Origin of the sequence: Ureibacillus sp. MALMAid1270, assembly GCF_049202975.1 — a bacterium.
GTDB lineage: Bacteria > Bacillota > Bacilli > Bacillales_A > Planococcaceae > Ureibacillus.
The window spans coordinates 125,470-146,699 of the sequence record NZ_JBMIRP010000093.1; the positions used below are offsets into that span (position 1 = coordinate 125,470).

At 36.8% G+C, this 21,230-nt stretch carries 19 protein-coding genes and 2 other annotated features; all 19 genes read left to right on the forward strand.

Features of this window, described 5'->3' with window-relative positions; genetic code table 11:
- The first annotated feature begins 210 nt into the window (after nt 1–210).
- Nucleotides 211–1,305: a PIN/TRAM domain-containing protein gene (locus ACOQFO_RS13210; protein WP_421690138.1), complete on the forward strand. Its 1,095-nt coding sequence runs from the start codon at nt 211–213 to the stop codon at nt 1,303–1,305.
- Nucleotides 1,306–1,399: 94 nt separating this feature from the next.
- Complete coding sequence (ispD, locus tag ACOQFO_RS13215; RefSeq protein ID WP_421690139.1) at nt 1,400–2,089, forward strand: 2-C-methyl-D-erythritol 4-phosphate cytidylyltransferase; 690 nt, start codon at nt 1,400–1,402, stop codon at nt 2,087–2,089.
- Nucleotides 2,090–2,324: 235 nt separating this feature from the next.
- On the forward strand, nt 2,325–2,801 hold the full coding sequence (gene ispF / locus ACOQFO_RS13220) for a 2-C-methyl-D-erythritol 2,4-cyclodiphosphate synthase (RefSeq protein WP_421690140.1): 477 nt from the start codon (nt 2,325–2,327) through the stop codon (nt 2,799–2,801).
- A 160-nt stretch (nt 2,802–2,961) separates the two neighbouring features.
- Nucleotides 2,962–4,422, forward strand: coding sequence for a glutamate--tRNA ligase (gene gltX / locus ACOQFO_RS13225; RefSeq protein WP_421690141.1), 1,461 nt, complete (start codon nt 2,962–2,964; stop codon nt 4,420–4,422).
- A gap of 122 nt (nt 4,423–4,544) precedes the next feature.
- Nucleotides 4,545–4,767 (forward strand) — a binding site (T-box leader).
- Between the two features lie 191 nt (nt 4,768–4,958).
- Nucleotides 4,959–6,362 carry a cysteine--tRNA ligase gene (cysS, locus tag ACOQFO_RS13230; RefSeq protein WP_421690142.1) on the forward strand — a complete coding sequence of 468 codons (1,404 nt, stop codon included), beginning with the start codon at nt 4,959–4,961 and terminating at the stop codon, nt 6,360–6,362.
- Between the two features lies 1 nt (nt 6,363).
- A complete protein-coding gene (locus ACOQFO_RS13235) occupies nt 6,364–6,783 on the forward strand; it encodes a Mini-ribonuclease 3 (RefSeq protein ID WP_421690143.1) in 420 nt (139 codons plus the stop codon).
- On the forward strand, nt 6,780–7,535 hold the full coding sequence (gene rlmB / locus ACOQFO_RS13240; protein ID WP_421690144.1) for a 23S rRNA (guanosine(2251)-2'-O)-methyltransferase RlmB: 756 nt from the start codon (nt 6,780–6,782) through the stop codon (nt 7,533–7,535). The genes ACOQFO_RS13235 and rlmB overlap by 4 nt, the downstream gene beginning before the upstream one ends.
- A gap of 5 nt (nt 7,536–7,540) precedes the next feature.
- On the forward strand, nt 7,541–8,053 hold the full coding sequence (locus ACOQFO_RS13245) for an NYN domain-containing protein (protein ID WP_421690145.1): 513 nt from the start codon (nt 7,541–7,543) through the stop codon (nt 8,051–8,053).
- Nucleotides 8,054–8,143: 90 nt separating this feature from the next.
- Entirely contained in the window at nt 8,144–8,773 is a 630-nt protein-coding gene (gene sigH / locus ACOQFO_RS13250) for an RNA polymerase sporulation sigma factor SigH (protein ID WP_421690205.1), read from the forward strand.
- A 178-nt stretch (nt 8,774–8,951) separates the two neighbouring features.
- Nucleotides 8,952–9,098: a 50S ribosomal protein L33 gene (gene rpmG, locus ACOQFO_RS13255; RefSeq protein WP_421690146.1), complete on the forward strand. Its 147-nt coding sequence runs from the start codon at nt 8,952–8,954 to the stop codon at nt 9,096–9,098.
- 88 nt (nt 9,099–9,186) lie between these two features.
- A complete protein-coding gene (gene secE, locus ACOQFO_RS13260) occupies nt 9,187–9,372 on the forward strand; it encodes a preprotein translocase subunit SecE (RefSeq protein ID WP_421690147.1) in 186 nt (61 codons plus the stop codon).
- A 137-nt stretch (nt 9,373–9,509) separates the two neighbouring features.
- Nucleotides 9,510–10,046, forward strand: coding sequence for a transcription termination/antitermination protein NusG (gene nusG, locus ACOQFO_RS13265; protein ID WP_421690148.1), 537 nt, complete (start codon nt 9,510–9,512; stop codon nt 10,044–10,046).
- A gap of 175 nt (nt 10,047–10,221) precedes the next feature.
- Nucleotides 10,222–10,647, forward strand: a complete 426-nt coding sequence (rplK, locus tag ACOQFO_RS13270) for a 50S ribosomal protein L11 (protein ID WP_146139659.1) — start codon at nt 10,222–10,224, stop codon at nt 10,645–10,647.
- 123 nt (nt 10,648–10,770) lie between these two features.
- Nucleotides 10,771–11,463: a 50S ribosomal protein L1 gene (rplA, locus tag ACOQFO_RS13275; protein ID WP_421690149.1), complete on the forward strand. Its 693-nt coding sequence runs from the start codon at nt 10,771–10,773 to the stop codon at nt 11,461–11,463.
- A gap of 71 nt (nt 11,464–11,534) precedes the next feature.
- Nucleotides 11,535–11,678, forward strand: a sequence feature (ribosomal protein L10 leader region).
- Nucleotides 11,679–11,708: 30 nt separating this feature from the next.
- Nucleotides 11,709–12,209, forward strand: a complete 501-nt coding sequence (gene rplJ / locus ACOQFO_RS13280; RefSeq protein ID WP_421690150.1) for a 50S ribosomal protein L10 — start codon at nt 11,709–11,711, stop codon at nt 12,207–12,209.
- A 75-nt stretch (nt 12,210–12,284) separates the two neighbouring features.
- Nucleotides 12,285–12,647 (forward strand): 50S ribosomal protein L7/L12, encoded by a 363-nt coding sequence (rplL, locus tag ACOQFO_RS13285; protein ID WP_421690151.1) that lies wholly within the window; start codon nt 12,285–12,287, stop codon nt 12,645–12,647.
- A gap of 247 nt (nt 12,648–12,894) precedes the next feature.
- Nucleotides 12,895–13,497 carry a class I SAM-dependent methyltransferase gene (locus tag ACOQFO_RS13290; protein WP_421690152.1) on the forward strand — a complete coding sequence of 201 codons (603 nt, stop codon included), beginning with the start codon at nt 12,895–12,897 and terminating at the stop codon, nt 13,495–13,497.
- A gap of 243 nt (nt 13,498–13,740) precedes the next feature.
- Nucleotides 13,741–17,304, forward strand: a complete 3,564-nt coding sequence (gene rpoB, locus ACOQFO_RS13295; RefSeq protein ID WP_421690153.1) for a DNA-directed RNA polymerase subunit beta — start codon at nt 13,741–13,743, stop codon at nt 17,302–17,304.
- A gap of 153 nt (nt 17,305–17,457) precedes the next feature.
- Nucleotides 17,458–21,147, forward strand: coding sequence for a DNA-directed RNA polymerase subunit beta' (rpoC, locus tag ACOQFO_RS13300; RefSeq protein WP_421690154.1), 3,690 nt, complete (start codon nt 17,458–17,460; stop codon nt 21,145–21,147).
- Nucleotides 21,148–21,230 lie beyond the last annotated feature (83 nt).

Consider the following 21,230-nt stretch of genomic DNA (forward strand, 5'->3'; position numbering starts at 1 on the left):
AAATGCCTATACAATTTCATCTTTGTATGGGCATTTTTCGTTTATATTTTGGGTAGAAATACTTTAGTAGGAAAGTGAAATAGGAAACATGTATAAGTTTTAGGGACGTTATTTTAGTAACATGGTCCAAATATCATTTGAACGGGTGCTCAGCTTCGCAAAGTACTCTATAGCTATGTATAATTATTATTAAAATAAGGAGGTGAAAAAATGTTAAAGAGAATTATACAATTTGCATTCTTATTTATCGGAGGAGCGTTAGGTTTTGTTTTCTTACCGCCATTATACGAATTTATTAATTTATCATCTAATCCTTGGCTTAACAATCCATATGTTTCGGTAGCAATAGGAGCATTATTGTTATTTGTATTATCTTTTGCATTGTCAGATTACTGTGTAAAGTTGATTCAGTGGTTAGAGGAGGTATTATTTAAAATACCTGCTGTCGATTTATTATTTGGAACACTTGGTTTAATCGTCGGACTAATTGTGGCCTACTTAATTGGCTTTGCCATCGAACGAATTCAAATCCCAATCATTAATGATATTTTACCGATTCTTTTATCCGTTATTTTAGGTTACCTTGGATTCCGAGTTGGTTTTACAAAACGGGATGAACTCATTCATATGTTTTCGAAATCGCAAACTGGGTCAAAAAAGAAAAGTGGAGATCAGTCGAATTTCACACAAAATGAACAGAATCCATTAACAAAATTACTAGACACTAGTGTAATTATTGATGGTCGTATTGCTGATATATCGACTACTGGCTTTATAGAAGGAGTTTTAGTAGTACCACAATTTGTACTAACAGAACTTCAACATATAGCAGATTCTTCTGATACGTTAAAAAGAACGCGCGGACGTCGTGGTCTGGATATATTGAAAAAACTACAAGATGAACGTGCGACCAAAGTGATCATCTCAGAAGAAGATTTTGAAGATATTCATGAAGTCGACTTGAAATTAGTAAGGCTTGCAAAGAAAATTGGTGCACAGATTCTGACAAATGATTTTAATTTAAATAAAGTCTGTGAATTACATCAAGTGCAAGTGCTAAATATTAATGACCTTGCAAATGCAGTAAAACCAGTAGTTATACCTGGAGAAGACATGCAAGTCCTAGTTATTAAAGATGGGAAAGAGCACAATCAAGGCGTAGCTTACTTAGATGATGGTACGATGATTGTAGTAGAAGGTGGGCGAAGTTATATTGGCCAGTCTATTACAGTGACGGTAACCAGTGTATTACAAACATCTGCAGGTCGCATGATTTTTGCAAAACCAAAAGAAGAAGTAGCATAGTTTTGTATAGTTAACGTGAAGACGTAACGCTGGCGAGTATTGGCCATCCGTTATTATTACGAAATTTATAGACCCAGTAGGAAGTGGAATTACAGTGCAATATGAAGTTGTATTACCTGCAGCAGGAAGTGGGAAAAGGATGGGAGCTGGAAAGAATAAACTATTTCTACTCCTTCAAAATAAACCTATTTTAATCCATACACTTAATGTTTTTCAAAATGATGAAAATTGTACAGGAATTTGGTTAGCTGTAAAACCGGAAGAACGAGCATTTATTCAACAATTACTTGATGAACATCACATTACAAAGGTAAAGGGTTTACCAAATGGCGGAGAAGAACGCCAACATTCTGTCCATTCATGTATTAAGGAAATGGAACAAGTAGATATTGTTTTAGTGCATGACGCTGCAAGACCATTCATTACACAGGATATTATTGCACGACTTGTTGAAACGGCAAGTGAATATGGAGCTGCTATTGCAGGAGTTCGTGCTAAAGATACGATGAAAAAAGTGCGCGATGGGAAGATTGTTGAGACGGTGGATCGAGAACATTTATGGATGATCCAAACACCACAAGCATTTCGTTTTGATTTATTGTTTGAAGCTGAGGATGTTGCGGAGAAAGTTGGATTTTTAGGTACCGATGAAGCGATGTTGGTCGAACGTCTTGGTTACCCCGTACATATCGTTGAGGCAAGCTACGATAATATTAAAATGACGACTCAAGAAGACCTAGTTATTGGTGAGGCAATTCTTCGAAAGGTGCAAGGGACACATTAGAATTACCGTGGATCTTATAAATTTTAAATCCCTCCAACTTAAAAGGTTGGTGGGATTTTTTGATTCATAGTTTTTATACATATTTAAAATGTATTTACTTAGAATCATTACGCTTACAATCTTACTAATTGGGAAATATGTTAATATATGAATTGATTGTAGATAATTCAATAGTAAAGGATGGTGAATGTTGCAACTATCGTTGTAATTTTATAATGATAGCAGCAACAAATTTATGTTTCGAATTGGACAAGGATTTGACGTTCACGCATTTGCAGAAGGACGTCCATTAATTTTAGGTGGAATTACAATACCTCATGATCGTGGTTTGATTGGACATTCTGATGCAGATGTGCTTTTACATACAGTAACAGACGCTGCATTAGGAGCAATAGGTGAAGGAGATATCGGCCATCATTTCCCTGACACAGATCCAGCTTTCAAAGATGCAGACAGTGCGAAATTATTAGAGCATATTTGGGCAATTGTTGAAGAAAAAGGTTATGTATTAGGAAATGTTGATTGTACAATTATGGCTCAACGTCCGAAATTAGCACCATACATTGAACAAATGCGTGAGTCGATTGCAAAATTATTAAAAGCAGAACCTTCTCAAGTAAATGTTAAAGCTACGACAACAGAAAAGTTAGGATTTACTGGGCGTGAAGAAGGAATTGCTGCAATGGCTACGATTTTATTAATCAAAAAATAAGACCGAAAGAATATACTACTTAAACACAATAGTTCTTCATTAATTTTTCAAATTCTACTCTAAATGAACGAAGTAAACTTAAGTGTACCAACTTTCATTTCTTACAGCACAGTGTTAAAATGAACAAAGCATTTTACATATTTAGGAGGCAATTATTACTATGACTAAGGAAGTTCGCGTTCGTTATGCGCCAAGCCCAACAGGTTTTTTACACATCGGTGGTGCACGTACGGCATTATTCAACTATCTATTTGCAAAACATCATAACGGTAAATTTATCGTTCGTATAGAAGATACGGATATTGAACGTAATGTTGAAGGTGGCGAAGCATCCCAACTTGATAATTTACGTTGGTTAGGAATTATTCCAGATGAATCAATTGATATCGGTGGACCATATGCACCGTATCGCCAAATGGAACGTTTAGATATTTATACAAAACATGCAGAAGAATTACTTGAGCGCGGCATTGCCTATAAATGTTTTTGTACATCAGAAGAATTAGAAGCTTCACGTGAAGCACAAAGAGCAAAAGGTGTAGCTGCACCAACATATGATGGAAAGTGCCGTCACTTAACACCAGAACAAGTAGCGGAAAAAGAAGCTGCTGGAATCCCTCACACAATTCGTATGCGTGTGCCTGAAAACACAACTTATAAATTTACGGATTTAGTACGTGGAGAAGTTACATTTGAATCAAAAGATATTGGGGATTGGGTTTTAGTAAAAGCTAATGGAATCCCAACTTACAACTATGCGGTTGTATTAGATGATCATTTCATGGATATTACACATGTATTCCGTGGTGAAGAGCATTTATCGAACACACCAAAACAAATGATGATTTTTGATGCGTTTGGTTGGGAATACCCAGAGTATGGTCATATGACATTAATCGTGAATGAAGATCATAAAAAACTTTCAAAACGTGACGAATCAATCATTCAATTCGTATCGCAATATAAAGATTTAGGCTACCTACCAGAAGCAATGTTTAACTTCTTTGCATTACTTGGTTGGTCTCCTGAAGGTGAAGAAGAGATCTTCACGAAAGAACAATTCATTGAAATTTTTGATGAAAAACGTCTTTCTAAATCACCATCTATGTTCGATAAAAATAAACTAACATGGATGAATAACCAATATATTAAAAAAATATCTTTAGAAGAAGTAGTGGAATTAGCTTTACCTCATTTACAAAAAGCAGGTTTACTTCCACAAGAATTAACAGAAGAACAAACTGCATGGGCAACAGCTTTAATTGCTCTATATCACAATCAAATGAGCTATGGTGCTGAAATTGTTGAATTATCAAGCCTATTCTTTAAAGATGAAATTGAATATGATGAAGAATCAAAAGAAGTTTTAGCTGGTGAACAAGTACCAGAAGTTATGGCTTCATTTAAAGCACAGCTTGAAGCGCTAGAAAACTTTGATGCACCTTCGATTAAAGCAGCTATTAAAGCAGTTCAAAAAGAGACTGGTCATAAAGGGAAAAATCTATTTATGCCAATTCGTGTTGTAACAACTGGTCAAATGCATGGTCCTGAATTAGCAGATGCAATTGCGTTAATTGGGAAAGATAAAGCTATTGAACGTGTTGCAAAGTTTGTTAAATAGTATGAATTGACTTTTATAAATCCTGAGGTAAAATGGATTTACAAAATTGTTAAATAAAGTGCATTTGTAACAAAAAAAACGGTAGTGATACTAATTTTGTTACTTAAAATGATTTTCATATTGTATGAGCGTTGAGAAGGAGAAGTACGTAAAATACGTTTCAAAGAGAGGGTCATCACCGGCTGAAAGTGACCTAAACCTCTATTTTACAGAAATGCACCTTTGAGCATGTAGCTGAAATAATAGTAGGCAAGTCGGTTCGTCCTCGTTATTGGACTGATGAGTGGAAAGTATATTCGTATACTTTCAATCAGAGTGGAACCACGCAAAATTAGCGTCTCTGTCGTTTTTAAATGACAGGGGCGTTTTTTTATTTGGAGAAAAGTTTCAGTCATGCGAAATGGTGGTAGTATAAAAGTAAATACTATGACCGGAAAGTGATCTAATCTTAAATGAATTTTGTTTTAGAAGAATGTAACGTGCATTCCTCATTTGACTATAAACAAAAATGCCATAGCTTGTAAGGAGGAAAATAAATGACAATTCAAATTTTTAATTCTTTATCGAGACAAAAAGAACCTTTCGTTCCACTCGAAGAAGGAAAAGTGAAAATGTACGTGTGTGGACCAACAGTCTACAACTTTATTCATATTGGAAATGCACGACCTGTTATTGTATATGATACAGTTAGACGTTATTTCCAATATAAAGGCTATGAAGTAAAGTTTGTTTCAAATTTTACTGACGTAGATGATAAAATTATTAAAGCGGCAAACGAATTAGGCGAAGAAGTATCGGAATTAACAGAGCGTTTTATTAACGCGTACTTTGAAGATATTACAGCATTAGGTTGTAAAAAAGCAGATGTGCACCCACGTGTAACAAGTCATATGGATGATATCATTGAATTTATCAAAGTGTTGATTGATAAAGGCTATGCTTACGAATCACAGGGTGATGTTTATTATCGAACTCGTAAGTTTGATGGTTATGGTAAGTTAAGTCACCAATCCATCGATGACTTAAAAGTTGGAGCACGAATTGAAGCTGGCGAGAAGAAAGATGACCCGCTTGATTTTGCTTTATGGAAAGCTGCAAAACCGGGAGAAATCCATTGGTCTAGCCCATGGGGAGAAGGACGTCCTGGTTGGCACATCGAATGTTCCGTTATGGCAAGAGAACATCTTGGTGATACAATCGATATCCATGCAGGTGGTCAAGATTTAACTTTCCCACATCATGAAAATGAAATTGCCCAATCAGAAGCTTATACAGGTAAAACTTTTGCACGCTACTGGATGCACAATGGATACATTAATATTGATAATGAAAAAATGTCTAAATCACTTGGTAATTTTGTTTTAGTGCATGACATTAGACAACAACTTGATCCACAAATATTACGTTTCTTTATGTTATCTGTTCACTATAGACATCCGATTAATTTCGCTCAAGATTTAGTTGAATCTGCGAAATCAGGATTAGAACGTTTACGTACTGCATATTCAAACCTTGAATATAGACTGACAGCAACAACTGATCTATCGGAAAATGGCGATGAATGGATTGAAAAAATTGCCGATGTAAAAAAACAATTCGAAACTGCTATGGATGACGATTTCAATACAGCAAATGGTATATCTGCTATGTTTGAACTAGCGCGTATTGCAAATACGTATTTAAACGAAGCAAATACAGAAGAACGTGTATTAAAAGCATTTATCGAAACGTTTGACCAACTAGGTAACGTGTTAGGTATACAATTTAAATTGGAAAATGAATTACTTGATGAAGAAATTGAAGCATTAATTGAAGAGCGTAATCTTGCAAGAAAAAATCGCGATTTTGCAAAGTCGGATGAAATTAGAGATAAGCTACTTGAGATGAACATTGTTCTAGAGGATACTCGTCAAGGAACTCGCTGGAAACGAGGTCTATAATATGTCGCATTTGCGAATTGAAGATGTAAAACAGCTTAATGCATTAGCATTGGCATACATGGGAGATGCTGTTCTCGAACAAAAAGTTCGAGAACACCTTCTTCTTATTGGACGAGCTAAACCAAATCATTTGCATAAAGAAGCGACTCGTTATGTATCTGCAAAAGCACAATCTATGATTATTCACAGACTAATGGATGAGAGTTATTTAACAGAAGAGGAAATCGCGGTTTTCAAAAGAGGTAGAAATGCAAAATCAGGTTCTGTACCAAAAAATACGGACGTTCAGACATATCGTAACAGCTCAGGTTTCGAAGCTGTGTTAGGTTATTTATATTTAACGAAACAACTTGACCGAGTTTACGAAATTATTGACTATGCTATTGAAATTGTCGAACAATCGAAAGGAGCTACATCATGACAGAGCAAAATGGTGAAATGATTGCAGGTAAAAATCCAGTATTAGAAGCGCTTCGTTCAGGTCGGGAGATAAATAAATTATGGATAGCAGAAGGAGTAAAAAAGACAGGCATTAACGAAGTTCTTGACTTAGCTCGTGAGCGAGGAGTGCTTGTACAATTTGTTCCAAAGAAAAAGGTTGATCAATTAACAGATGCTAATCATCAAGGGATTGTTGCTTCTGTAGCAGCATACAATTATGCAGAGTTGGATGATTTATTTAATGCAGCGAAGGAAAAAAATGAAGATCCATTCTTTTTAGTTTTAGATGAATTAGAGGATCCACATAATTTAGGATCGATTATGCGAACTGCCGATGCCATTGGTGTACATGGAATTATTATTCCAAAAAGACGTGCAGTAGGTTTAACAGCTGTAGTAGCAAAAGCATCAACAGGTGCAATTGAACATGTTCCTGTCGTTCGTGTAACAAATTTAGCTCAAACTATTGATGAGTTAAAAGACAAAGGTGTATGGATTGCAGGAACGGATGCAAAAGGTTCTGTTGATTATCGTAAAATGGATGCAACATTACCACTTGCGATTATTATTGGTAGTGAAGGTAAAGGAATGAGTCGTTTATTAAAAGAAAAATGTGACTTTTTATATCATTTACCAATGATCGGTCATGTAACATCTTTAAATGCATCTGTAGCCGCAGCATTGTTAATGTATGAAGTTTATCGAAAACGACAAGAACGAGTGGAAAAATAAACTCCATGCAAACAATTTTGTTAGTTGATGGCTACAACATGATTGGTTCATGGAAAGAGTTACGACAACTACGTGATTCGGACTTTGAAGAAGCGCGGAATCGATTAATCCAATTAATGGCAGAATACAAGGCGGCGATGGGATGGAGAGTCATTGTTGTCTTTGATGCTCACCTAGTGCCTGGTGTAGAACAGGTTTATGTTCATAATGCTGTTGAAGTCATTTATACAAGAAAAAACGAAACTGCAGATGAAAGAATAGAAAAGTTAACGAATGAACTAAAGGGACGCAAAATACAAATCTATGTAGCAACTTCAGATATGACAGAACAGAATGTTATTTTTGGCCAAGGGGCACTTCGTAAATCGGCTAGAGAACTTGAAATTGAAATGCAAATTATAAAATCAAAAATTTCCTCAGATGTTAAAACGATTAAAGTAGAAAAACCTGCTAGTAGAATAAATCTACCAAAAGAGATTGAAATTGAATTCGAGAAATGGAGAAGGGGATTAAAATAACTATTTGACCTATATTTTCCAGTTCCGTTATACTGTTTCTAAAATGACTCTTAGCGTATTGGGGTGAAGCCGTTGCTAAAGAACAATCAAATGCAAATTTTACAAAGGTTTGACGATTATACAGATGAGCAACTTGTTGAATTAGTACATCAAGGTAGCACAGAAGCGTTAGATTATTTAATTACGAAATTCAGATTGTTTGTGAAAGCGAAGGCACGTTCCTATTTTTTAATTGGTGCTGATAAGGAAGATATTGTTCAAGAAGGAATGATAGGTTTATATAAAGCGATAAGAGATTTTAAGGGGGACAAACTGTCTTCATTCCGTGCATTTGCTGAACTATGCATTACTCGTCAGATTATTACAGCAATTAAAACGGCTACTCGCCAAAAACATATTCCTTTGAATTCCTATGTTTCTCTTGATAAACCAATCTATGATGAAGAGTCTGATAGAACACTATTAGATGTCATCACAGGTTCGGAATCGGAAGACCCAGAACATTTAATGATTCACCGTGAAGAATATTCTAATTTAGAAGAAAAAATAGGTGAGATTTTAAGTGAACTAGAACAACAGGTTTTAGCACTCTATCTCGATGGACAATCCTATAATGAGATATCAGAAGAATTGAATCGTCATGTGAAATCGATTGATAATGCCCTTCAACGTGTAAAGCGTAAATTAGAACGACACTTAGAAATCGATCAGATGAATTAAATTTAATTTGGGGATTGTGGAACTAGTGATAATCGAAGCGAAAAAATTTCGTTTTCTAAGAGAAAATAATGTTAATAAAAAGAGACTAAAGGCTCATTGGATTTGGAAGGAATATTGACATGGCTCATTTTAGGTGATAGTCTTTATAAGACATACATGTAAAAGAGTGATGTTAATTATGGTAAAAAAAATTGTGATTAGTTGTGAGAAATGTGGGTCAAGAAATTACTCTTTTCCAGAGAAAGCTGATTCTACTAAACGTCTTGAATTAAAAAAGTTTTGTTCAAATTGTAATGAACACACCGTTCATAAACAAACAAAATGATGATTTTTATATATTAAAAGTGTACGATGATTTCATTCTGTTAGTAATAAAAGTGAGAATAGACGAGTAATTCGGAGGTTAAGCTATAATGGGCAAGTTAAAACAATTTTTCCAGAACGTAATGTCAGAAATGAGAAAAACTAGCTGGCCAAAAGGAAAAGAACTAACGAAATATACGGTTGTAGTAGTGACAACTGTTATCTTTTTCGCAGTATTTTTCACGCTAGTAGATTTAGGAATTTCAAGTTTAGTTCGTTGGTACTTTGCGTTATAATGTTATTAATATGAATACTTTGAAATAGCCCGTACAACTTTAACGGGTTTTTTTCATTTGTTTAATTTATCTATTAATGGTTAGTATCTACACTCTTGTTAATGTAAAGGAGGAATGGACGTTTAGTCCTGCAGATTATGGAGAAAAAATGGTATGTAGTTCATACTTATTCTGGTTATGAAAACCGAGTAAAAGCAAATCTAGAAAAACGTGTTGAAACAATGGGAATGCAAGATAACATCTTCCGTGTAATTGTTCCAGAACACGAAGAAACAGATTTAAAAGATGGTAAAAAACGTACGGTTATGCGTAAAGTATTCCCTGGGTATGTATTAGTGGAAATGATATTAACAGATGAATCTTGGTACGTTGTACGAAATACACCTGGAGTTACTGGATTTATTGGTTCATCAGGTGGCGGTGCAAAACCAACGCCATTATTACCTGAAGAAGTAGATCGTTTACTACGTCAAATGGGTATTACTAAGAAAACAGTTGGTGAGGTTGATCTAACAGTTGGAGAAACAGTAGAAGTGTTAGATGGTCCATTCGCTCATTTCCAAGGAAGAGTAGAAGAAGTAGATGCTGATAAAGGTAAAGTAAAAGTAATTGTAGATATGTTCGGTCGCGAAACAAAAATGGAGCTTGATTTCGAACAAGTACAAAAATTATAATTAACTTTATTTTTTCCTTGCTAATGTAAAACAAAAGTGATATCATTTCATAGGTCAGACTGTCTAAATGATAGTCTGCGTTGATAGTTAATGTTATCGGCAAATAGCTGACAGACAGATATGAGTGGGAGGGGCAACCCAATTACCACATCACGGACTTAAGGAGGTGTGTCTCGTGGCTAAAAAAGTTATTAAAATCGTAAAACTTCAAATCCCAGCTGGTAAAGCAAACCCAGCGCCACCGGTTGGTCCTGCATTAGGTCAAGCAGGTGTTAACATCATGGGATTCTGTAAGGAGTTCAACGCTCGTACAGCTGATCAAGCTGGATTAATCATTCCAGTTGAAATTACAGTGTTTGAAGACCGTTCTTTCACTTTTATTACAAAAACACCACCTGCAGCAGTGTTACTTAAAGTAGCAGCAGGTATCCAATCTGGATCTGGTGAACCAAACCGTAAAAAAGTTGCAACGGTTAAACGTGATAAAGTTCGCGAAATCGCTGAACAAAAAATGCCAGACCTTAACGCTGCATCAGTAGAAGCGGCTATGTTAATGGTTGAAGGTACTGCACGAAGCATGGGTATTGTTATCGAAGACTAATTCCCAAAACACTTGATGATGAAAGCTTTTGTTAAAGAGGTTGCGTAATGTTCTTTTGGACTCGCAACCTCTATTCGTGGGAGGAATATCCGCTACAACCACAATCAAGGAGGAAATTATATAATGGCTAAAAAAGGTAAAAGACTGCAAGAAGCAGCAAAATTAATTGACCGTTCTAAATTATATACAGCTGAAGAAGCTATCGCTTTAGCTCAAAAAACAAGCACAGTTAACTTCGATGCAACAGTTGAAGTAGCGTTCAAACTTGGTATTGATACTCGTAAAAACGACCAACAAATCCGTGGTGCAGTAGTACTTCCAAACGGTACTGGTAAAACTCAACGAGTATTAGTATTCGCTAAAGGTGAAAAACTTAAAGAAGCTGAAGCAGCAGGCGCTGACTATGTTGGCGATGCAGAATATATCAACAAAATCCAACAAGGTTGGTTCGAGTTTGATGTAATCGTTGCTACACCTGACATGATGGGTGAAGTTGGTAAACTTGGTCGTGTATTAGGACCTAAAGGTTTAATGCCAAACCCAAAAACTGGTACAGTTACTTTTGATGTAACTAAAGCAATCCAAGAAATCAAAGCTGGTAAAGTTGAATACCGTGCTGACAAAGCGGGTATCATCCACGCACCAATCGGTAAAGTATCATTTGATACTGAGAAATTAGTAGAAAACTTCCTTGCTGTATTTGACGTAGTTCAAAAAGCTAAACCAGCTGCAGCTAAAGGAACTTACATGAAATCTGTAAATGTTACGTCTACAATGGGTCCATCTATTAAAGTGGACGCTTCTAGCGTAAAATAATATATATATTACTCGACTATTAAATAAAATAGTTGACAACCGTCCTCTTGCGTGATAAGATGGATGTCGTTGTGAATCATCCATTTGTACCGTAGACAGTAGGGGTGCTTAAGACACTTAATGATCCTACCGAGGACACACGGAAATCAGATTCTTTTTAGATGATGACTTTCTGCCTCTATGTCTACTGACGTAGAGGCTTTTCTTTTGTCGGTATAAATGACATTCTAATAGGAGGTGTCAAAATGGGCAGTGCTATCGAAACTAAAAAAGTACAAGTTCAAGAAATCGCTGAAAAATTCCAAACTGCTTCATCAGTAGTAGTAGTTGACTACCGTGGTTTAACAGTTGCTCAAGTAACTGAATTACGTAAACAATTACGTGAAGCTGGAGTTGAGTTCAAAGTTTACAAAAACACTTTAACTCGCCGTGCTACTGAAATCGCTGGTTTAGAAGGTATCAACGCTGTATTAACTGGTCCTAACGCGATCGCATTTTCAAAAGAAGATGTTGTTGCTCCAGCAAAAATCATCAATGATTTCGCTAAAAAGAACGACGCTTTAGAAATTAAAGCTGGTGTCATTGAAGGTATTGTATCAACTGCTGAAGACGTTAAAGCTCTTGCAGAACTTCCATCTCGCGAAGGTCTACTATCTATGCTTTTATCAGTACTTCAAGCTCCAATCCGCAACTTCGCTCTTGCTACAAAAGCAGTTGCAGAACAAAAAGAAGAACAAGGTGCTTAATTCAAAGCGCTTAAATATCAAACCAATTAAAAGGCAAACGGCCTAAATTAAAACATTCCATAGGAGGAAATTATAATGAGCAAAGAGCAAATCTTAGAAGCTATCAAAACTATGACAGTTCTAGAATTAAACGATTTAGTAAAAGCAATCGAAGAAGAATTTGGTGTAACAGCTGCTGCTCCTGTAGCAGTAGTAGCAGGTGGCGGTGCAGCTGCTGAAGAAGAAAAAACTGAATTTGATGTAATCCTAGCTAACGCTGGTGACCAAAAAATCAAAGTTATCAAAGTAGTACGTGAATTAACTGGTCTTGGCTTAAAAGAAGCTAAAGAATTAGTTGACAACGCTCCAAAACCATTAAAAGAAGGCGTTTCTAAAGAAGAAGCTGAAACAATCAAAGCTAAAATCGAAGAAGTTGGCGCTGTAGTAGAAGTTAAATAATTTTACTTTTTAGTTTGAAATATAGGTTATGGATGAGATGTGTTCACATACTTTATTTCGTAACCTGAAAGCTCGTCTATTTTTGACGAGCTTTCTTCATTTCCCCGGAGTAAGCGACTATAGAAATCTAGTTAAGTTATTGTTTAATTAGAATGTCATGGAAGCTAACACCCCGATTGGTTCAACTTTCAATCAGTGAGGGTGACCTCACTGATTGAAGTTTTACTTTATCCCGAGGAGGGCGTAAATGTCTGAACATTACTATTCAAAGAAGCCTCAAATTGAAAGTAGCCCACGCCACTTTAAATTTAATTTATTAGGGAATTCGTTTCTTTTTGAAACAGACCGTGGCGTATTTAGTAAAAGCGAAGTAGATTTTGGATCCCGTACTTTAATTGAAACCTTTCAAATGCCAGAAGTAGAAGGCGTAATAATGGATATTGGTTGTGGATATGGACCTATTGGTTTATCTATCGCGAAGCAAAATCCTGATCGAATCGTCTACATGATGGATGTAAATGAAAGAGCAGTTCTATTAGCAAAAAAGAATGCAGAAACTAACGGGGTTCAAAATGTACGAATATTTGGAAGTGATGGAGTAACGGCTGTAGACGAAGACGTCCAAGCTGCAGCGATTTTAACAAATCCTCCAATCAGAGCTGGTAAAGAAGTTGTTTTTAAGTTTTATGATGGAGCTTATGAGAAACTTGTACCAAACGGAGAATTGTGGGTAGTCATCCAGAAGAAGCAGGGTGCGCCATCAACAGTTGCGCATTTGGAAGAAAGGTTTGCTGTCGTAGAAGTAGTAGAGAAGAAGAAGGGCTATTGGATAATAAAAGCAAAAAAGTAATTTAGATTTGTTTTAAAGATTGACTTGACAAATGGCCTATGATAATATAATAAAATGCAAAATTATTATTTTGTGGGAGTATGCCCATTTGTATGCAGTTTGATTTTAGTGGATATACTTGCCATGAATAAGTTTAGTTTAACCGAAAATGAGGTCTAAGAAAAGACTCGTTTTCTTTTTGTCTTTGGAAATCATACACTAAATTTGTGATTTTGCAAAGACCTATTATCGCTTTAATGAGGGGTGAATAAGTTGACGGGTCAACTAGTTCAGTACGGACAACACCGCCAGCGTAGAAGCTTTGCGCGTATTAAAGAGGTGCTGGAACTTCCGAATTTAATTGAAATTCAAACAGCATCTTACGAGTGGTTCCTTGAAGAGGGATTGCGTGAAATGTTCCGTGACATTTCGCCAATCGAAGATTTTACAGGTAATCTTTCGCTTGAATTCATCGATTATACTTTAGGTGAACCAAAGTATGATGTAGATGAGTGTAAAGAGCGAGACGTAACTTATGCAGCGCCATTACGAGTTAAGGTGCGTTTGCATAACAAAGAAACAGATGAAGTAAAAGAGCAAGATGTCTTTATGGGTGATTTCCCATTAATGACTGAAGTAGGTACTTTTGTTATTAATGGTGCTGAACGCGTTATTGTTTCACAATTAGTACGCTCACCGAGTGTATACTTCCATGATAAGACAGATAAAAACGGTAAAAAAGGCTTTGGTGCAACGGTAATTCCAAACCGTGGTGCTTGGCTAGAATACGAAACAGATGCAAAAGACGTTGTATATGTGCGCATTGACCGTACACGTAAACTTCCTGCAACTGTTTTATTACGTGCTTTAGGTTTCGGTTCAGATCAAGAAATTATCGATATTCTAGGTGATAACGAGTATTTACGTAATACCCTAGAAAAAGATAATACTGATAGTACTGAAAAAGCATTATTAGAAATTTATGAACGTCTTCGTCCAGGTGAACCACCTACAGTAGATAGCGCGAAGAGTTTATTATATTCACGTTTCTTCGATGCTAAACGTTATGATTTAGCAAACGTTGGACGTTATAAAATGAATAAAAAGCTTCACATCAAAAACCGCTTGTTTAATCAAACGATTGCAGAAACTCTTGTTGATCCCGAAACAGGTGAGATTTTAGTTGAAAAAGGTACAGTTCTTGACCGTCGAAATTTGGATCGTATCATTCCGTATTTAGAAAACGGAATCGGTTTCCGTACACTATCTCAAGTCGGTGGTGTATTAGAGGAAGACGTAACGATTCAATCGATTAAGATCTTTGCACCAAATGATGAAGCACAAAAAGAAATTAACGTAATTTCCAACGCATATGTAGATGAGGAAGTTAAGCATTTAGCTCCTGCTGATATTTTGGCATCTATGTCTTACTTCTTTAACCTTTTACATGGAGTAGGAAATACTGATGATATTGACCATTTAGGTAACCGTCGTTTACGTTCTGTTGGTGAATTATTACAAAACCAATTCCGTATCGGTTTATCTCGTATGGAACGTGTAGTACGTGAACGTATGTCTATCAATGACACGGCTTCAATCGTACCACAACAATTAATCAACATTCGTCCTGTAATTGCTTCAATTAAAGAGTTCTTTGGTAGCTCACAATTATCGCAATTCATGGACCAAACAAACCCATTAGCTGAGTTAACACATAAACGTCGTCTTTCAGCGTTAGGACCTGGTGGTTTAACTCGTGAACGTGCTGGTATGGAAGTACGTGACGTTCACTACTCTCACTATGGTCGTATGTGCCCGATTGAAACTCCAGAGGGTCCAAACATCGGGTTAATTAACTCACTTTCATCATATGCAAAAGTAAATAAATTCGGTTTCATTGAGACGCCATATCGTAAAGTAGATCCTGAAACTGGCCAAGTAACTGAACAAATCGATTATTTAACTGCAGATGAAGAAGATAACTACATTGTTGCTCAAGCAAACTCACCATTAAATCCTGATGGTTCATTTGCGAATGAAGAAGTATTAGGACGTTTCCGTGGTGATAACACTGTCTTCAAAAGAGATCGTGTTGACTATATGGACGTATCTCCTAAACAAGTAGTTTCCGCTGCGACAGCATGTATTCCATTCTTAGAAAATGACGACTCAAACCGTGCGTTAATGGGTGCGAACATGCAACGTCAAGCTGTTCCATTATTAAACCCTGAAGCTCCATTCGTTGGAACAGGTATGGAGCACGTAAATGCTCGTGACTCAGGTGCTGCTGTTGTTTGTAAGCACCACGGTATTGTTGAACATGTTGAAGCACGTTCTATCCATGTTCGTCGTATAGAAGTAATTGATGGTAAAGAAGTAAAAGGTGAATTAACGAAATATAAACTTCAAAAATTCACTCGTTCAAACCATGGTACTTCTATTAACCAACGTCCAATTGTGAAAGTTGGAGATCGCGTTAAACCTCGTGACATTTTAGCTGATGGTCCTTCAATGGAACAAGGTGAATTGGCATTAGGACGTAACGTACTAGTTGCTTTCATGACTTGGGAAGGGTTCAACTATGAAGATGCTGTTATTATGAACGAAAGACTTGTTCGTGATGATGTATATACTTCTGTTCATATCGAGGAATATGAATCTGAGTCTCGTGATACAAAATTAGGGCCAGAAGAAATTACTCGTGATATCCCGAATGTAGGTGAAGATGCTCTTCGTAACCTAGATGACCGCGGTATTATCCGAATCGGTGCTGAAGTTCGTGATGGTGATATTCTAGTTGGTAAAGTAACGCCTAAAGGGGTTACTGAGTTAACTGCTGAGGAACGTTTACTACACGCTATCTTTGGTGAGAAAGCTCGTGAAGTACGTGATACTTCATTACGTGTACCTCACGGAGCAGGCGGTATTGTCTTAGATGTAAAAGTCTTTAACCGTGAAGATGGAGACGAATTACCACCAGGTGTTAACCAATTAGTTCGTGTTTATATTGTTCAAAAACGTAAAATCCGCGTTGGAGACAAAATGGCCGGACGTCACGGTAACAAAGGGGTAATTTCAAGAATCTTACCAGAAGAAGATATGCCGTTTATGCCAGACGGAACACCAGTTGATATCATGTTAAATCCACTTGGGGTACCATCTCGTATGAATATCGGACAAGTTTTAGAGCTTCACTTAGGTATGGCTGCTCGTTACTTAGGTCTTCATATGGCGACCCCTGTATTTGACGGAGCGAACGAAGAAGATGTTTGGGACACTATGGAAGAAGCTGGTATGAACCGTGATGGTAAAACAATCCTTTATGATGGACGTTCTGGTGAACCATTCGATAACCGTGTATCTGTAGGTATCATGTACATGATCAAACTTGCACACATGGTTGACGATAAATTACACGCTCGTTCAACTGGACCTTACTCACTTGTTACACAACAACCACTTGGTGGTAAAGCTCAATTTGGTGGGCAACGTTTCGGTGAGATGGAGGTTTGGGCATTAGAGGCATACGGTGCTGCTTATACACTACAAGAAATCTTAACAATTAAATCGGATGACGTTGTAGGACGTGTTAAAACATACGAAGCAATTGTAAAAGGTGAAAGTGTTCCAGAACCAGGTGTACCTGAATCATTCAAAGTATTAATTAAAGAACTTCAATCTTTAGGATTAGATGTGAAAATGTTAACTGTTAATGACGAAGAAGTTGAACTTCGTGATTTAGATGATGAAGATGATCTTCAACCTGCAGATGCGTTAAACATCTTACCTAACGATAAAGAAGAAGATAAAGTAGAATCATTCGAATAAAATTAGTCTGCATCGGACTAAAAACTGTCTATGTCCGATGCAACTAATGTTAATTCGTTTTTATCATATTGTAAGCAAAGTTAGATTTTTTGCTATTGATGTCGAGCTTCGAAAAGAAAGTCAAAGGACTTATACTAAAGGGAGGTAGGCTCCTTGATAGACGTTAATGAATTTGAATATATGAAGATTGGTTTAGCTTCACCAGATAAAATCCGTTCATGGTCTTATGGAGAAGTTAAAAAACCAGAAACGATTAACTATCGTACGTTAAAACCAGAAAAAGATGGTCTTTTCTGTGAGCGTATTTTTGGACCAACAAAAGACTGGGAATGTCATTGTGGTAAATACAAACGTGTTCGCTATAAAGGCGTAGTTTGTGATCGTTGTGGTGTAGAAGTTACAAGAGCGAAGGTACGCCGTGAACGTATGGGTCACATTGAACTTGCTGCTCCAGTTTCTCATATTTGGTATTTCAAAGGTATTCCAAGCCGTATGGGTCTTATCTTAGATATGTCTCCACGTGCGTTGGAAGAAGTAATTTACTTTGCATCATATGTAGTAATCGATTCTGCAGGTACTAGCTTAGAGAAGAAACAACTTCTTTCTGAAAAAGAGTACCGTGCATATCGTGAAAAATTCGGAAATGGTTTCGAAGCTGCAATGGGTGCTGAAGCTATTAAAAAACTTCTTGAACAAATTGATCTTGAAGAAGAAACAACTTTGTTAAAAGAAGAGTTAAAAACTGCTCAAGGACAACGTCGCACTCGTGCAATTAAACGTCTGGAAGTAATTGAGTCATTCCGTAACTCTGGCAACAAACCTGAGTGGATGATTTTAGATGTACTACCGGTAATTCCTCCAGAGCTTCGTCCAATGGTTCAATTAGATGGTGGTCGTTTTGCAACTTCTGACTTAAACGACTTATATCGTCGTGTAATTAACCGTAATAATCGTTTAAAACGTTTACTTGATCTTGGTGCTCCAAGCATTATCGTACAAAACGAAAAACGTATGCTTCAAGAAGCAGTAGATGCGTTGATTGATAACGGACGTCGTGGTCGTCCAGTTACTGGACCTGGTAACCGTCCCTTAAAATCACTTTCTCATATGTTAAAAGGGAAACAAGGTCGTTTCCGTCAAAACTTACTTGGTAAACGTGTAGACTACTCTGGTCGTTCAGTTATCGTAGTAGGACCAAACCTAAAAATGTATCAATGTGGACTTCCTAAAGAAATGGCGATTGAATTATTCAAGCCTTTCGTTATGAAAGAACTAGTTGAACGTGGTTTAGCACACAACATTAAGAGCGCGAAGCGTAAAATTGAACGTCTTCACAACGAAGTTTGGGATGTGCTAGAAGATGTAATTCGTGAGCATCCCGTTTTATTAAACCGTGCTCCGACTCTACACAGACTTGGTATCCAAGCGTTTGAACCGACATTAGTTGAAGGTCGTGCTATTCGTCTTCACCCATTAGTATGTACAGCTTATAACGCTGACTTCGATGGTGACCAAATGGCTGTTCACGTACCCCTATCTGCAGAAGCTCAAGCTGAAGCAAGATTATTAATGTTAGCGGCTCAAAACATCCTTAACCCGAAAGACGGAAAACCAGTTGTTACGCCTTCACAAGATATGGTATTAGGAAACTACTATCTAACTCTTGAACGTGCAGGTGCTCGCGGTGAAGGTTCTGTATTCTCTGGACCAAACGAAGTGTTAATCGCATACCAAACTGGTTATGTACATTTACACACTCGTATCGCTATAAAAGCAGGTTCATTAAACAACCAAACATTTACTGAAGAACAAAACAAAATGTTCCTAATTACAACTGTTGGTAAGGTAATTTTCAATGAAATTCTTCCTGAAACATTCCCTTACATTAATGAGCCAACAGCTTATAACTTAGAACAAAAAACTCCAGATAAATACTTTACAACGTTAAGGATTGACGAAGAGTTATTAAAAGAAGTTGAAGCAAGTGAAGGTTATAGTGCACTTTCTGAACAAGAAAAGATTGATGCACAACGCCAAGCAGTATTGAAAAAACACTTTGAAGAAGCTCCAATTATTAACCCATTCCGTAAAAAGTTCTTAGGAAGTATCATTGCAGAAGTGTTCAAACGTTTCCACATTACAGAAACGTCTAAAATGCTTGACCGCATGAAAGATCTAGGATTTAAATACTCTACAAAAGCCGGAATCACTGTTGGTGTTTCTGATATCGTAGTATTACCGAATAAAGGTGAAATTCTAGAAGAGGCTCAAAAGAAAGTAGACAAAGTAACTGTACAATTCCGTCGTGGTCTTATTACGGAAGAAGAACGTTACGATCGTGTAATTTCTAGTTGGTCTGCGGCAAAAGATGAAATTCAGTCAAAACTGATGGACTCTTTACCAAAAACAAACCCTATCTTCATGATGAGTGATTCAGGTGCTCGTGGTAATGCATCTAACTTTACTCAGCTTGCAGGTATGCGTGGACTTATGGCCAACCCAGCTGGTCGAATTATCGAACTTCCAATTAAATCTTCATTCCGTGAAGGTTTAACAGTATTAGAGTACTTCATCTCTACTCATGGTGCGCGTAAAGGATTGGCCGATACAGCATTAAAAACTGCTGACTCTGGTTACTTAACTCGTCGTTTAGTAGACGTTGCACAAGATGTTATCGTTCGTGAAGATGATTGTGGAACTGACCGTGGTTTAACAATCGGTGCTCTAAAAGAAGGTACTGAAATCATCGAAACATTAGAAGAACGTATTGTTGGTCGTCATACGAAGAAAACAATTCGTCATCCTGAAACGGGTGCGGTTCTTTTAGAGCGTGATGGACTAATTACTCAAGATGTTGCTCGTGAAATCGAAGATGCAGGTATTGATGAAGTTACAATTCGTTCAGCATTCACATGTAATACAAAACATGGTGTATGTAAAAAATGTTATGGTATTAACTTGGCAACTGGTGAAGAAGTTGAAGTTGGGGAAGCAGTAGGTATTATTGCGGCTCAATCAATTGGTGAACCTGGTACACAGTTAACAATGCGTACGTTCCATACAGGTGGGGTTGCTGGTAACGATATCACTCAAGGTCTTCCACGTATTCAAGAGATCTTCGAAGCTCGTAATCCTAAAGGGCAAGCAGTTATCTCTGAGATTAAAGGTAATGTAATTGAGATTGATGAAATCCGTGAAGGCTTAAAAGAGATTACAATTCAAGGTGAAATTGAAACTCGTAAATATCAAGCACCATATAATGCACGTATTAAAGTACAAATTGGTGATTTTGTTAACCCGGGTCAAATTTTATCTGAAGGTTCTATTGATCCAAAACAACTTCTAAAAGTAAAAGATGTTGCAACAGTACAAGAGTACTTATTAAAAGAAGTTCAAAAAGTATACCGAATGCAAGGTGTAGAAATTGGAGACAAACATATCGAGGTTATGGTTCGCCAAATGCTTCGTAAAGTTCGCGTAATTGAAGCGGGCGATACAGAGTTATTACCTGGATCATTACTTGATATTCACCAATTTACAGAAGCGAACAAAGAAGTAATTCTTGCTGGTAAGGTTCCTGCAACTTGTCGCCCTGTAATCCTAGGTATTACTAAAGCTTCTCTTGAAACTGAATCATTCTTATCAGCTGCTTCATTCCAAGAAACTACTCGTGTATTAACTGATGCTGCAATTAAAGGTAAACGCGATGAACTTCTTGGTCTAAAAGAGAACGTAATTATCGGTAAGCTTGTTCCTGCAGGTACAGGTATGCAACGTTACCGTCAAATTCGTATTAAAGAAGATTCTTTAGAAGCACAAGAAGAGCTAACATCTGCTGAATAAAATACTTTAACTAACCACAACCTTATTACGGTTGTCGGACTAGATAAATTGGTTCCAAGGAGAAAAAATTCTCCTTGGAATTA

Bases quoted from the DNA above. Each gene is read 5' to 3' on its own strand.
- ACOQFO_RS13210 (WP_421690138.1), top strand. From the start codon at position 211: ATGTTAAAGAGAATTATACAATTTGCATTCTTATTTATCGGAGGAGCG.
- ispF (WP_421690140.1), top strand. From the start codon at position 2,325: ATGTTTCGAATTGGACAAGGATTTGACGTTCACGCATTTGCAGAAGGA.
- gltX (WP_421690141.1), top strand. From the start codon at position 2,962: ATGACTAAGGAAGTTCGCGTTCGTTATGCGCCAAGCCCAACAGGTTTT.
- cysS (WP_421690142.1), top strand. From the start codon at position 4,959: ATGACAATTCAAATTTTTAATTCTTTATCGAGACAAAAAGAACCTTTC.
- ACOQFO_RS13235 (WP_421690143.1), top strand. From the start codon at position 6,364: ATGTCGCATTTGCGAATTGAAGATGTAAAACAGCTTAATGCATTAGCA.
- rlmB (WP_421690144.1), top strand. From the start codon at position 6,780: ATGACAGAGCAAAATGGTGAAATGATTGCAGGTAAAAATCCAGTATTA.
- ACOQFO_RS13245 (WP_421690145.1), top strand. From the start codon at position 7,541: ATGCAAACAATTTTGTTAGTTGATGGCTACAACATGATTGGTTCATGG.
- sigH (WP_421690205.1), top strand. From the start codon at position 8,144: ATGCAAATTTTACAAAGGTTTGACGATTATACAGATGAGCAACTTGTT.
- rpmG (WP_421690146.1), top strand. From the start codon at position 8,952: ATGGTAAAAAAAATTGTGATTAGTTGTGAGAAATGTGGGTCAAGAAAT.
- secE (WP_421690147.1), top strand. From the start codon at position 9,187: ATGGGCAAGTTAAAACAATTTTTCCAGAACGTAATGTCAGAAATGAGA.
- nusG (WP_421690148.1), top strand. From the start codon at position 9,510: ATGGAGAAAAAATGGTATGTAGTTCATACTTATTCTGGTTATGAAAAC.
- rplA (WP_421690149.1), top strand. From the start codon at position 10,771: ATGGCTAAAAAAGGTAAAAGACTGCAAGAAGCAGCAAAATTAATTGAC.
- rplJ (WP_421690150.1), top strand. From the start codon at position 11,709: ATGGGCAGTGCTATCGAAACTAAAAAAGTACAAGTTCAAGAAATCGCT.
- rplL (WP_421690151.1), top strand. From the start codon at position 12,285: ATGAGCAAAGAGCAAATCTTAGAAGCTATCAAAACTATGACAGTTCTA.
- ACOQFO_RS13290 (WP_421690152.1), top strand. From the start codon at position 12,895: ATGTCTGAACATTACTATTCAAAGAAGCCTCAAATTGAAAGTAGCCCA.